Genomic DNA, 13,568 nt, shown 5'->3' on the forward strand with positions numbered 1-13,568 from the left:
CCTCGAAAGTGATGGCAGCAGACCGAACTACGGTCGCAATGGACAGGCCCTACCGGAGGCTCTGCTTGAAAAATGAAGTCAGCTTGTCGAACGGAATCAGGTCCGTGCGGTCATAGAGATCCACGTGCCCAGCACCCTTCACCCAGTAAAGTTCCTTGGGTTGACCTGCCAAGCGATAGGCTTCTTCGCTGAATTCCTTCGAGTGGGCCTGATCGCCGGCGATGAACAGCATGGGGCGTGGCGAGATGGTCTCGATGTCGTTGAACGGATAGAAGTTCATGAACTTGACATTGCTGGTGACCGTCGGTTTCGTAGTTCTCTGATCGGAGGCGCCAGCCGGGGTGAATTCGCCGCGCGAGGTGCGATAAAAATCGTAGAACTCGCGCTGGATGGGATGGGTATCCTGGGTCAGTTCCAGGTCCGTGCCGCCCGACACCGCAACTTCCCCGCCTTCGAACTCGGCGTAGCGCTGTGCCGCCGCCGCGGCGATGATCTGCTTGCGCTGATCGAGCGTCAGTGAGTGGTTGAGCGCGTTGCGGTTGGCGGCCCCCATGTCGTACATGCTCACGGTGGCAATGGCCTTCATCCGCGGATCGATCTTGGCTGCACTGATAACGAAGCTGCCGCTGCCGCAAATGCCGAGCACGCCAATCCGCTCGCGGTCCACGAACGTCTGGGTGCCCAGGTAGTCCACGGCTGCACTGAAGGCTTCCGCATAGAGATCTGGCGCTACCGCGTTGCGTGGCTGACCCTCGCTCTCGCCCCAGAACGGCAAGTCGATCGCCAAGGTAATGAACCCCTGCTCGGCCAACTTCTGCGCGTACAGGTTGGAGCTTTGCTCCTTCACCGCACCCATCGGGTGACCCACGATGATGGCCGAATACCGGACGCCCGGCCTGCGGTCCTTGGGCAGGAACAGATTGCCGGCGACTTTCATCCGGTACTGGTTGTTGAATGCGACCTTCTCAGCGATCAGCCGGTCACTCTTGTAGAAGTTGTTTGCACCGTTTGACATGTCTTGCCCCAACGCAGTGAATGAGCTGGCCAGCAGAGCCAGTGACAGCAATGTCTTCTTCATGTTTGTTCCTCGATTACGCGGACAACGTGGCGTTGTCGATGACGAAGCGATACTTGACCTCGCCCTTGAGCATCCGCTCGTAGGCGTCGTTGATTTCATCGGCGCGGATGAGCTCGATATCCGCGACGATTCCGTGCTCGGCACAGAAATCGAGCATCTGCTGGGTTTCTTGGATGCCACCGATGGCCGAGCCAGCAATCGATCGGCGCTTCAGGATCAGGTTGAAGACCCCGGGCGACGGGTGCGGGGTGGCAGGTGCACCGACAAGGGTCATCGTCCCATCCCGCTTGAGCAGCAACAGGAAGGCATCCAAGTCATGCGGTGCGGCCACGGTGTTGACGATCAGGTCGAAGCTGGTGGCGTGCCTGGCCATTTCCTCAGCGTTACGCGAAACCACCACCTCGTCGGCGCCGAGATCCAGGGCTGCCTGACGCTTGGAATCGGAGGTGGTAAAGGCCACAACATGGGCACCCATTGCATGGGCCAGCTTCACGCCCATGTGGCCAAGGCCACCAATACCGACGATTCCCACTTTCTTGCCTGGGCCGGCGTTCCAATGACGCAGAGGCGAGTAAGTCGTGATGCCTGCACAAAGCAGCGGGGCGACTGCGGCCAACTGTTTCTCCGGATGACGCACGTGCAGCACATATCGCTCGTGCACCACGATCTGCTCGGAGTAGCCACCCAACGTGTGACCGGGCGCATCGGTGGAAGGCGAGTTGTAGGTCAGCACCGTGTTGTCGCAGTAGTTCTCCAGTCCCTGCTCGCAGTCCTCGCAGTGCTGGCAGCTGTCCACCAAGCAGCCCACGCCGACCAGGTCGCCGACGGCGAAGCCCGACACGTGCGCTCCGACGGCGGACACCCGGCCCACGATCTCGTGGCCCGGCACGCAGGGGAACAGCGTCCCGGCCCATTCAGCGCGGACCTGATGCAGGTCGGAATGGCAGACGCCGCAATAGGCGATGTCGATCTGGACATCGTGAGATCCAGGGGAACGGCGGGTGATCGCGATGGGTCCCAGCGGCTTGTCGCCTGCGTGGGCGCCATAGGCGTTGACAGTCATGTCGGCTCCGGACAGTAGGCGTGCCTGGTGGCACGGGTATCGGCGGTCATTCTGTCGGGCGCGGGTCGCTTTGATTAGATAATAAATACTGATTTACCCTATAAGCGCACCTAATCAATAGTGGTGGCAGACTTGTCTCATGGCTAAGCGAAACCTCAATGATCTTGTCGCCTTCGTGACCGTGGCCCGGGAAGGCAGCTTCACCCGCGCCGCTTCGATCCTGGGGGTTACCCAGTCGGCGCTGAGCCAGGCAATCAAGGCGCTGGAGGCCAGGCTGGAGATCCGGCTGCTGACGCGTACTACACGCAGCGTGTCTCCCACAGCCGCGGGCGAGCGCCTGCTCAAGGCGATCGGCCATCGTTTCGATGAAATTGAAGCCGAACTGGACGCCATCACCGCGCTGCGGGACAAGCCCGCCGGTTCGGTGCGGATAACCTCGGGCGATCAGGTCCTCAAGTCGGTGCTGCTGCCCAAGCTTGTTCCGCTGATGAGGGAGTATCCGGACATCAATATTGAATTTGATGTCTGCTATGGCTTTCGCGACATCGTGGCCGACAGGTTCGACGCGGGTGTCCGTCTTGGCGAGGCCATCGATCAGGACATGATCGCCGTGCCGATCACGCCGCCGCTGAGGATGGCCGCCGTTGCGGCGCCGACCTACTTTGCTACTCGCCCACTGCCCAAGAAGCCGCAGGATCTGGTCAACCACAACTGCATCAACATCCGTCAGTCCACGCGCGGCGGTGTTTACGTCTGGGAATTCGAGAAGAAGGGGCGAGAACTCAACTTCAGGGCGAGTGGGCAGGGCATCTTCAATACCTCGCCGCATATCGTGGAGGCTGCAGTGATGGGATTGGGCATCGCCTTCCTGCCCGAGGGAGAGTTCGCGCCTTACCTTGACGATGGCAGGTTAGTGCGGGTCCTCGAGGACTGGTGCCCTCCTTTCCCCGGATACCACCTGTACTACCCCAGCCGTCGCCAGCCTTCTCCTGCCTTCACGCTTGTCGTTGATGCTCTTCGGCTCTGACGCGCCACGCGAGCGCAGACGCCGACAGCGTTCTGGCTTTCGTGGAGGTGCTTTCACCGGCACAACTACTCCAAGGAACCTGTGCTGCCGTGCTAGCTAACGCTCACACCGACAAGCTTTCGCCGCGAGGCGGTATCTCCGCTTCGCGGCAGGACGTGCTGACCGACGATGCATTGGAGATTCTTCAGTACGCAGTAGACGCCGTAGCCGCTGGTATTTCTGCTGCGCTGGTGACTCTGGTGGAAGTACGCGGCGGAGCCGCCCGTCAGCCTGGCGCCCAAATGGTGGTCCTGGCTGATGGTCGTTACTGCGGTTTCGTATCGGGCGGCTGTGTGGAGGCGGCAGCGGCACGTGAAGCATCTGAAGCCATTGCCTCTGGACGGGACCGTGTCGTTCGATTTGGCGAGGGTTCCGATTATTTCGACATCGTGCTGCCCTGCGGCGGAGGCATCGCGCTCGCCATCCATGTCATCCGAAATAGCGCTCCCCTTCAGCACACCCTGGAGCGACTTTACCAACGCCAGTCTGCAGGTCTGGCATATGATCCTTCCTACTCATCGATCGCTTGTATCCCATGCCCCGCGTTTGTCGGCTGGGCAGGCGGCCAGTTCCATCTCGCTTTCGTTCCCAGACCCAGGCTGGTGATTTTCGGCGGATCGATCGAAGCCTCTTCCACCGCCTCGCTGGCGCACGCTGCGGGTTACGAGGTCGCCTTGGCGAGTCACTTAGGACCTATGCCCAAGGTCGATGAGTTCACCGCCATCGCGCTGCTGTTTCATGACCTGGACCGTGAGATGGGGCCTTTGCAGGCTGCCTTGGACGCAGCGCCCTTCTACATCGGCACCCTGGGGAGCATACGGACCCACGAGCGCAGAACATACGCGTTGCTCGCGCTGGGTTACCGAAGCGAGGACGTCGCGAGAATCAAGGCGCCGATCGGCATCTTCCCCAAGGCGCGGGATGCGAGCTCACTGGCGCTCTCCGTTCTGGCGGACATTGCTCTGGCTTGGCAGGTACGTGTCCGCGGAGGAGTCGGTGTTGAGCTGCGCGAGGATCACGTGCTGACGGCTACGCAGCCCGGCGCAGTAACCAAGCACCCGAACATGGAGGCGTGAGTGGGCTTGCCAACTTCGGTAGCGGGCATCATTCAGGACCTTCTTGTGAATAGGCGGGGCACTACGTCCATCGTCCGACTTGCCTGCTTCATCCGAGGGAGGCGCTTTGTCGCAGATCCCGCACCCTCCATCGCGAGCCCGATTGATTAGCCTGACTTATAAGGGCTAGTTTCGGACGGATATGCACTTTTAACTGGAAATTGGATAAGTTCCGGATTGGTCCCTGCTGTACTCGCGACCAATCTATCCTGGGCCAGCCACATCGCCAACGCTAAACGCGTTCCAGAGAGGACCCTGTCATGCCGCACACTCCCCCGAACGAACCCGTCGAGTTGAACGAAGACGAGGCGGCCCTCCTCGCAGAGATGCCAACACTGGACGGGATAGGCCAGTCGCGACGCGAGTTCATGGTCACCTCCGCCGTAGGCGGTATTGGCTTGTTCGCCGCCAACCTGCTTGCGCAGGAATCTGCATTGGCGCACATGCCGTTGGCCGCTGGCGCAGCCACTGCGCCGATAAGAGCCCAGAACGTCGTCAAGGTAAGCCTGACCATCAACGGCAAACCGCAATTGCTGGAGCTGGACTCCCGCGTGGTGCTGCTGGACGCGCTGCGTGAGCGCCTGGGCATGACCGGTACCAAGAAGGGCTGCGACCAAGGCCAGTGCGGTGCGTGTACCGTCCTCGTCGACGGCGAGCGCGTCCTGTCCTGCCTGACGCTGGCCGCCACGCTGGAAGGGCGCAAGGTCACCACGATCGAGGGACTGGCCGAGGGCGATCGGCTGCATCCCGTGCAGGCCGCCTTCATCAAGCACGATGCCTTCCAGTGCGGCTATTGCACGCCGGGCCAGATCTGTTCGGCCGTCGGCGCCCTGAGCGAAGCCCGTCGCGGCCACGTCAGCCATGTCACCGCTGATGTGGGTGCTGGCACGACGTCATTGAGCAATGACGAGATTCGCGAGCGGATGAGCGGCAATATCTGCCGGTGCGGTGCCTATCCCGGCATCGTGGCGGCTGTCCAGGAAGCGCATTCGGGACGTCAGAGCGCCCAGACCTGGCAGTTCGCGACCGAAACCCAGCTGGCTGCGGTACGCAAGGAGACGGGCCATGAGACCGTTTGAGTACGTCCGCGCCGAAAACGCGGGTGCCGGGGTGGACGCTGTCGTCGGCGTACCCGGGGCTAAATTTCTGGCCGGTGGCACCAATCTGGTCGACCTGATGAAGGAGGACGTGGAGCGGCCCACCCGCTTGGTGGACATCTCCCACCTGCCGCTGCACAAGATCGAGCGCTCCCGAGCGGGCCTGTCGCTGGGGGCCTTGGCCACCAATACGCAGACAGCCAACCATCCGCTGATCCGAGAGAACTATCCGCTGCTGACGCAGGCCATCGTCGCCGGGGCCTCCGGCCAGCTACGCAACATGGCCACCAACGGTGGCAACCTGCTCCAGCGCACGCGCTGCAACTACTTCTACGACACCGCCATGCCGTGCAACAAGCGCGAGCCGGGCAGTGGCTGTGGCGCGCGCGAGGGCCTGAACAAGATCCACGCGATCCTGGGCTGGAGCGAGGGATGCGTGGCGACCTATCCCGGCGACATGGCCAATGCGCTCTACGCCTTGGATGCGAGCGTGCGTGTCCGTGGTGCCGGCGGGAAAGAACGCTTGATTCCCATTGGCGAGTTCCATCGCCTGCCAGGCGACGAGCCGCACAGGGACACTGTGCTGGGGCATGGTGATCTGATCGTGGCCATCCAGTTGCCGGTGGCCTCGGCCGAGTTTGCCCGCCATTCCTATTACCTGAAAGTCCGCGACCGCAGTTCCTACGCGTTCGCCCTGGTAGCCGTGGCCGCTGCACTCCGCATAGAGAACGGAGCCATCAAGGATGCACGACTGGTGTTGGGTAGCGTGGCGCATAAGCCATGGCGTAGCGCCGAGGCCGAGGCGGCATTGAAGGGCCAGCGTCTGGGTGAGGCTGTGTTCCAGCAGGCCGCCCAGGCGGCGCTGCAGCAGGCACGGCCTCTGGCCCACAACGCCTACAAGGTCGAACTGGTCCAACGCTCCATCGTGCGCGCCCTGACGCGTGCGGCGCACCTGGCTTAAGGAGAACCACCATGGCTCGCTACCTAGGCAAGGAAACAACACGCGTAGATGGGATCGCCAAAGTCACCGGCAAGGCCAAGTACGCCGCCGAGTTCCAGATCCCCCACCTGACGTACGGCTTCATCGTCCTGAGCACCATCGCCAAGGGGCGGATCATCCAGATCGACACCAGTGCGGCCGAAGCCTCCGCCGGCGTAATCAAGGTCTTTACACACCTCAACGCCGGCAAGTTGGGCAAGCCGTCCGCGGCCGATGCGTCACCCACGTGGGCTTGGCCCCTGCAATCGGACCAGGTCTTCTTCAACGGCCAACCGATCGCCCTCGTTGTGGCGGAGACTTACGAGCAAGCGCGTCATGCCGCGCGGCTGGTGCAGGTGAGCTATCAGGCGCAGCCGCATGAGACCAACGTGGCGGCGGTGCTGGGCCGTGCCAAGCCGGCTCCGCAGGAAGCGCCGCCGCGGGGCAATCCACAGGCCGCCATGCAGGCCGCTTCGGTCAAGGTCCAGTCCGAGTACCGCATTCCGATCGAGCACCACAATCCGATGGAGCCGCATGCCGCCATCGCATTCTGGGAAGGCGATCAACTGACGATCTTCGACAAGACCCAGAACGTCTACGGCGTACAGCAGCATTTGTCGCAAGGCCTCGGGGTGCCGACCGGCAACATCCGCGTGGTGTCCCCCTTCGTGGGCGGTGCCTTTGGCGCCTCGCTCAAGCCCAACTACTATCCTTCGCTGACCGCGATGGCCGCGCGCGAGCTCAAGCGGCCGGTCAAGGTGGTCTTCACGCGCGCGCAGATGTTCACCGGGCACGGGTACCGCCCCGAGACGATCCAGAAGGTGGCACTGGGCGCAGCACCCGACGGCAAGTTGCAGGCCATCATCCATGAGGCCTTCCACAACACCTCCTCCTTCGAGTCCTTCTCGGACAACACCACGGGCTTTCTCAAGCAGGTCTATGCCTGCCCCAATTTGCACGCGCCTCTGAAGATCGCCGCCACAGACCTGGCCACGCCCACGTGGATGCGGGCTCCCGGAGCGGTGAGCGGCATGTTCGCCCTGGAAAGCGCGATGGATGAGCTGGCTTACGCGCTGAAAATCGACCCCCTGGAACTGCGCCTGATCAACTACGCCGAGGTCGATCCAGAGAGTGGTAAGCCATTCTCCAGCAAGGCGTTGCGCGAGTGCTACCGACTGGGTGCCGAAAAGTTCGGCTGGAGCAAGCGCAATCCCGAGCCACGCTCGATGCGCGATGGCAACCTGCTGGTCGGTTGGGGCATGGCGTCCAGCGTGTGGGGTGCCATGCAGATGCCGGCCAGTGCGAGGGTGACATACCGTGCAGATGGCACCGCCAGCGTCGCCAGTGCGACCAGCGATATCGGGCCCGGCACCTATACGGTCATGACCATGATCGCCGCCGAGTTCCTCGGTCTGCCGCTGGAGAAGGTGACGTTCGAACTGGGCGACACCGACCAGCCGCGCGCGCCCGCGCAAGGCGGCTCATGGACCACGTCCAGCGTCGGGTCCGCAGTACGCGGAGCTGCCTTGACGATCACTGAGAAGCTGCTGGGCCTAGCCAACCAGGATGCGGGCTCGCCGTTGCGAGGTACTTCAATCGATGAGGTGGAGATGTTTGAGAACCGCCTGCGCCTGAAGAACGACGCCGCTCGTTCGGTCGACATCGCCGCGATCATGCAACGGGCCGGAACGCAGGAGCTGACCGAGGTCTACGACTCAAAGCCTTCCCCCGAGCGCGAGAAGTACACATCGCTCGCCCACGGCGCCCAGTTCGTCGAGGTCAAGGTCGATCCCGAACTGGGAACCGTCCGCGTCAGCCGCGTCATCGAGATCACCGCCTGCGGCAAAATCCTCAATCCCCTGGCCTCCCACAGCCAGGAAATCGGCGGGGTGGTTTGGGGTATCGGCATGGCCTTGGAAGAAGCCACCGAGATCGACCACCGCTACGGCCGCATCATGAACGCCAGCCTGCAGCACTATCACGTGCCGGTGAATGCCGACATCCACGCCATCGAGACGATCTTCGTCGAGGAAGACGACACCATCGTCAACCCACTGGGCGTCAAGGGCATGGGAGAGCTGGGGATGGTCGGTATTCCGGCTGCTATTGCCAATGCGGTCTACCACGCCACAGGCAAGCGCATTCGTGATCTGCCCATCACGCCCGACAAACTGGTCTAACCAGCCAGCAGCTCACGTGTAGCCGAGCTCAGGTGCAGGGGTCGATCAGCCCGCTGCATCAAGCGGGCCACCACATCATGTCCGCTTCGGGTCGGAAGCTGACGTTGGCCGAAAATTGAAAAGAGTCGCTAAAGGCTCTTGCTAGCCGCGTTCAACTTCAGTCTTGACATCCGACAATTGATCAAGCTTACGCACGAGATCTTCTGCCCTGAGATGCGTGTAGCGCTTGAGCATTTGCATGGACTTATGTCCACTTATCGTCGCGACTTCCTGATCACTCAGTCCCGCTTCAACGAAGCGACTTACCGCCTCGTGCCTAAGGTCATGGAAACGGAAATCCCCCAACCCAAGGGAATTCTTGATGTCATTCCATGCCTTAGTGAAGGTGTATGGCCTCCGAGCTCCGTCACGACCAGGCTCGCCAAAGAAGATCAGTTCGCAGCTTGGCGGGCGGGTCGGATTGGCAATAGCCGCGCGGAAGACTTCTGCCGCACGCTTCGTAAGCGGAACGGTTCGGGCACTGTGATTCTTGGTGAAGTCCAGACGTGCAAGTCTTCGCTCGGCATCTACCTGCCAAAGCTTGAGACCGGTGATCTCGCTTGATCTCATGCCAGTTTCCAGCGCTATCTCGAAGATCCAACCAATCATTGGATTGGAATGACTTTCGATGGCCTCGCGCAAATTTTTCTCTTCGTCTGGACGAAGACGGCGATTGCGGCCTTGGCCAGGAGCGGGCTTTCGAACGTTCGCTACTGGGTTTGCGGGCAACCCGATTTGCCACTCGCGAATCGCGGTGGTGAAGAGATGGCCAAGCAGGGCAAGTTCTAGCCTTACCGTATTGGGACTCAGTACCTTTGAGTTGCCCTCTCTGTCCCGTCTTGCAGCCACGGTCGTAAGGCGACGGTCTCGGTAGCGTGCTACCAACTCTGGAGTGATTGCTGCAAGCGAATAGGAACCAAAGAATTGCCGAAGAGGTACAGCCTTCAGCTTCTCAGCTCGCTGAGACGTTGGCCTCTTCAAAGGCGTTACTTCTGACAGGTAGCGATCTAGTGCCGCTCCGAATGTCAGCCTCCCAGAAGCCGCGCGATCTATGAAGACTCCGCGGACCATTTCGTCTTCGGTCCTGCGAGCCCAATCTTCAGCATCTCGTCGAAGGCGAAAGGTCTTGGCAGCCGTCGGCCACCCGACCTTTCTGACTACCGCCTTCCAGGTACTCGAAGAGGTTTTGACTATGGTCGCCACTCAGTACACCGGCCAAGAACTGTACCGAAAATGTACCAGCTGATCAGACGAAAAGGGAGGCCACAAGCTAACCAATTGATTTATCTGGTGGGCCCACCAGGACTCGAACCTGGAACCAAAGGATTATGAGTCCTCTGCTCTAACCATTGAGCTATAGGCCCCCGCCGCGGCGATTGTACCGGAGGCGGCGGCGACCAATGGCGTTGCGGAGGGCGGTGCACGCAGCTGCAGCGCACGCTCCATGACGGGCGGCGGGACGAGCTCTTCGGGGGTGCGCAGCCATCCCCACGAGCGCAGGCGATCGCCTGCGCGCACCGATGCGCTGAGGACGTTGATGGGGACGGATAGCACCATGCCCAGCACCACCGGCGCCATCCACGCCGCGAGTGCGGGCGATACCAGGTAGGCAAGCACGCCGCTGAAGGCGCCGAACAGGGTGAGGCCGGCATACCGCTTCACCAGGCTGCCGAGCGGCACGCTGCCATCGTCGCGGCGCTGCGTTTCCCAACCCGAATCGCGGCCTGCCAGCACTTCGGCCACGCCACGCGACTGCACGTACATGGTGACCGGCGCCATCAGCGCCGCCATCACCGTTTCCAGCAGTGCGCTGGCGGTGATGCGCAGCGCGCCGCCGCACTGCCGACGCAGGACCGGGTCGAGCATGGTGGTGATGCAGCCCATGACTTTCGGGGCGAGCAGGATCGCCATGGTGAAGTAGAACACCCACAGGAACCGCTCCGGATCGCCTCCGCGCCAGTAAAGCGCCGGCGTGAATCCATCGAGATGCAGCTGGGACAGGTTGAAGCCGGCCTGCTGCAGCGGAATCGCCAGACCCACCAGCATCAGCATCGCCCACATGGGCGCGGTGAAGTAATGGCCGATGCCCACCAGCAGGTGCAGCCGGCTGATCCAGTGCAGCCCGCGCGCGGGCAGCACGGCGCCATGCTGCAGGTTGCCCTGGCACCAGCGCCGGTCGCGCACCAGCATGTCGGTCAGCGACGGCGGACCCTCTTCGTAACTGCCACTCAGGCCAGGCGCCATGTGCACGCCCCAGCCGCCACGACGCAGCAGTGCCGCTTCGACGAAATCGTGGCTCAGCACCGCGCCTTCGAACGGCTTGCCGCCGCCCAGATGGGGCAGGCCCGCATGCCGTGCGAACGCGGCCGTGCGGATCATGGCGTTGTGGCCCCAGTAGTTGCCTTCCGCGCCATGCCACCACGCGATGCCATGCGCCACCACCGGACCGTACACGCGTCCTGCGAACTGCTGCATGCGTGCGAAGAACGTCCGTCCGTTGACGATCATCGGCAGCGTCTGCAGCAGCGCCAGCGTGGGCTGCCGCTCCATCGCCGCGGACAGCCTGACCAGCGTGTCGCCGGTCATCAGGCTGTCGGCATCCAGGATGAGGAACTGGGGGTAGGCCCCACCAAAGCGGCGGACCCAGTCCGCGATGTTGCCGGCTTTGCGCTCGGTGTTCTTTTCGCGACGGCGGTAGTAGATGCGGGCGTTGTCGCCCAGCCGCGCAATCAGCTGACGCACGGCTGCCAGCTCTTCGCGCTGCACCTCCGCGCGGGTCGTGTCGCTGAGCAGGAAGAAGTCGAAGCGATCGCCCTGCCCGCTGGCCGCCAGCGATTCGTGCATCGCCTGCACGCCGGCGAGCACGCGGCCCGGATCCTCGTTGTAGGTCGGCACCAGCAGTGCGGTGCGCGTGGCCAACGGAGGCAACGGTGCATCTTCGTCGATGCCCAGCGGTTGCGGACGCCTGCGCAGCAGCAGGACGAAGCCCACAAGCGCGCTGGAGAACGACAGCGCGATCCACGCGAACAGCGCGACGAACAAGGCCAGCAACACCGCTTCGAGTACGTCGATGCCGCCGCCCCGCAACACCCACCAGACCTGGTAGGTCGCGAACACGGTCAGCACGATGGCCATGCCGAGGACCAGCGCGCGACGCGCTCCGATCATGGCCGGCGACGTGGGGACCACACGCGGCGAAGGATGGCGGACATGCAGGTCCTGCACCGGCATGGGCAGCGGGGATTCCTGCGGCAGCCAGGCCTGTTGCGGGGGAGGAGGGATTCGGTTGTTGCTCATGCTTGCAGGCTCCAGCGGTACAGCCAGGTTTCGGACAACGGCGCGCGCCCCTCCAGCACGCGGGCATGCAGTTCCACATCGCGCTCGCCCGGCTTCGGACGGACTTCGAAGCTCAGACGCCAGCCTTGGGTTTCAGGATTCGGATACGCCACCGCGCTCACCACCTCACCGCCGGTGGCCCAGACGTCCGGCGTCACTTTGGCCTCGTGTGGCAGTGACGGCAGTCGGCCACCCTCCAGATCAATCACCACCAAGCGCCGCGCGGGGTCCGGCGCGGCGCCGATGCGCGTGTCGGTGACGACGGCCAGCCCGGGCTGCCAGCGATGCGTATCGCACCAGTGCATGCGGTAATCGAAACGATGCTCGCGGTGCGCGCGCAAGGGTTGCTCGGGACGCCAGAACGCCACGATGTTGTCGTGGTACTCGTCGGCGGTGGGAATCTCGACCAGCGTCACCGCCCCCTTGCCCCAGTCGCCCACGGGTTCGATCCACAGGCTGGGACGCTGGTGATAGCGCGCCTCGGTGTCGGCGTAGTCGGCGAAACGGCGCTTGCGCTGCATCAGACCGAAGCCCTTCGGTCGCGTGTCCGCGAAACCGGAGATCCGTACGTGCGGCGGATTGCCCAGCGGACGCCATATCTGTTCGCCCGCGCCGCTGAGGATCGCCAGTCCATCCGAGTCGTGCACGGCGGGCCGGTAGTCGTCTATGCCGACGCGGTCACCGGCATCGAACTCGAACATGCTGGTCAACGGCGCGATGCCTGCACGTGCAAGATCCACGCGAGGATAGAGGCGCGACTGCACGTCGATGACGGTTTCGCCGCCCGGACGGATCGCAAAGCGGAAGGCGCCGGCGACGCTGGGGCTGTCGAGCAGGGCGTGCACAACCAGATGGTCGGCACCTGATGCAGGCTGTTCGATCCAGAAGGCGCGGAACAACGGAAACTCCTCCGCGCCCGGATCGCCGCTGCCCAGCGCCAGACCCCGCGCCGACAGTCCGTAGATATGCCCCTTTCCGAGTGCGCGAAAATAGCTCGCACCCAGGAAGGCGATCAGTTCGTCGTATACCGTCGTCTGGTTGAGCGGCGTATGCACGCGGAACCCGGCGAAGCCGATGTCGCCATCAAGCGCCGATCCCGTGCCGGGCGGCAGCGTGAACAGATCGGGCGAATACGCGAGCGGAGTGGCAACACCTTCGTGCACCAGGTGCAGGTCCACGCGCTGCTTGAACAGGAAGCCGCGATGGAACATCTGCAGGTGGAAGGGCAACCCTTCCTTGCGCCAGATCGCCTGCGCGGGATTGAAGCGCAGGTCGCGGTAGGCGTCGTAGTCGGCGTCGAGGACGGCGGGCAGTTGCGCGTCGGGCGCGCGGTAAGGCTGCTTCGCCAACGCCTCTGCGAGGCGTGGAACCGTTTCCAAGGTGAAGCGTGTGGGTGTGGCGGCGGTATTCGCTGGTGTCGAGGCCTGCGCCATTGCGCGGGGCATGATGCCCAGCAACGCCATGGCGAGGACGGATTTCACTGCATCCCGTCGCTGCACGCGGAAGTCTGACTCGTGGGGTATCGCCAGTGTAGGCGTCTGTCCGTGATGAAAATGACAAGGCGATCGCGGCGGTCACGCCCGCTTCGCACCAAAAAGAAACGCGGCCCATCGGG

The 13,568-nt window shown here is 63.0% G+C and carries 10 protein-coding genes and 1 tRNA gene; 5 read left to right on the forward strand and 6 right to left on the reverse strand.

From position 1 onward, the window contains the following. Positions 1 to 49: 49 nt before the first annotated feature. Together IB225_RS14390 and IB225_RS14395 are read right to left on the reverse strand one after the other, a co-directional pair. Entirely contained in the window at positions 50 to 1,078 is a 1,029-nt protein-coding gene (locus IB225_RS14390) for an alpha/beta hydrolase (protein WP_192311962.1), read from the reverse strand. Between the two features lie 13 nt (positions 1,079 to 1,091). Then, on the reverse strand, positions 1,092 to 2,141 hold the full coding sequence (locus IB225_RS14395) for an NAD(P)-dependent alcohol dehydrogenase (RefSeq protein ID WP_192311963.1): 1,050 nt from the start codon (positions 2,139 to 2,141) through the stop codon (positions 1,092 to 1,094). A gap of 139 nt (positions 2,142 to 2,280) precedes the next feature. On the opposite strand from IB225_RS14395, the gene IB225_RS14400 reads away from it, so the two are divergent. The 5 genes from IB225_RS14400 to IB225_RS14420 all read left to right on the forward strand — a co-directional run bounded on the left by IB225_RS14400 (position 2,281) and on the right by IB225_RS14420 (position 8,578). Then, complete coding sequence (locus IB225_RS14400) at positions 2,281 to 3,168, forward strand: LysR family transcriptional regulator (RefSeq protein ID WP_192311964.1); 888 nt, start codon at positions 2,281 to 2,283, stop codon at positions 3,166 to 3,168. An 89-nt stretch (positions 3,169 to 3,257) separates the two neighbouring features. Continuing rightward, complete coding sequence (locus IB225_RS14405) at positions 3,258 to 4,283, forward strand: XdhC family protein (protein ID WP_345776625.1); 1,026 nt, start codon at positions 3,258 to 3,260, stop codon at positions 4,281 to 4,283. Positions 4,284 to 4,615: 332 nt separating this feature from the next. Further along, positions 4,616 to 5,401 (forward strand): 2Fe-2S iron-sulfur cluster-binding protein, encoded by a 786-nt coding sequence (locus tag IB225_RS14410; protein ID WP_225583892.1) that lies wholly within the window; start codon positions 4,616 to 4,618, stop codon positions 5,399 to 5,401. Next, positions 5,388 to 6,380, forward strand: coding sequence for a xanthine dehydrogenase family protein subunit M (locus tag IB225_RS14415; RefSeq protein ID WP_192311966.1), 993 nt, complete (start codon positions 5,388 to 5,390; stop codon positions 6,378 to 6,380). The genes IB225_RS14410 and IB225_RS14415 overlap by 14 nt, the downstream gene beginning before the upstream one ends. An 11-nt stretch (positions 6,381 to 6,391) precedes the next feature. Further along, positions 6,392 to 8,578, forward strand: coding sequence for a xanthine dehydrogenase family protein molybdopterin-binding subunit (locus IB225_RS14420; protein ID WP_192311967.1), 2,187 nt, complete (start codon positions 6,392 to 6,394; stop codon positions 8,576 to 8,578). A gap of 141 nt (positions 8,579 to 8,719) precedes the next feature. Here the strand turns inward: IB225_RS14420 and IB225_RS14425 are convergent, their stop codons facing one another. The 4 genes from IB225_RS14425 to IB225_RS14440 all read right to left on the reverse strand — a co-directional run bounded on the left by IB225_RS14425 (position 8,720) and on the right by IB225_RS14440 (position 13,434). After that, positions 8,720 to 9,598, reverse strand: a complete 879-nt coding sequence (locus tag IB225_RS14425) for a site-specific integrase (protein ID WP_225583893.1) — start codon at positions 9,596 to 9,598, stop codon at positions 8,720 to 8,722. A 307-nt stretch (positions 9,599 to 9,905) separates the two neighbouring features. Next, positions 9,906 to 9,981: transfer RNA gene (locus IB225_RS14430), tRNA-Ile, on the reverse strand. Then, the gene (mdoH, locus tag IB225_RS14435; RefSeq protein ID WP_192312821.1) at positions 9,944 to 11,914 is read right to left on the reverse strand and encodes a glucans biosynthesis glucosyltransferase MdoH; all 1,971 of its coding nucleotides are present in this window, start codon (positions 11,912 to 11,914) and stop codon (positions 9,944 to 9,946) included. The genes IB225_RS14430 and mdoH overlap by 38 nt, the downstream gene beginning before the upstream one ends. Beyond that, a complete protein-coding gene (locus tag IB225_RS14440) occupies positions 11,911 to 13,434 on the reverse strand; it encodes a glucan biosynthesis protein G (RefSeq protein ID WP_345776626.1) in 1,524 nt (507 codons plus the stop codon). The genes mdoH and IB225_RS14440 overlap by 4 nt, the downstream gene beginning before the upstream one ends. Between the last annotated feature and the right edge of the window lie 134 nt (positions 13,435 to 13,568).

Source organism: Pseudoxanthomonas sp. PXM02 (assembly GCF_014851805.1).
Lineage (GTDB): Bacteria > Pseudomonadota > Gammaproteobacteria > Xanthomonadales > Xanthomonadaceae > Pseudoxanthomonas_A.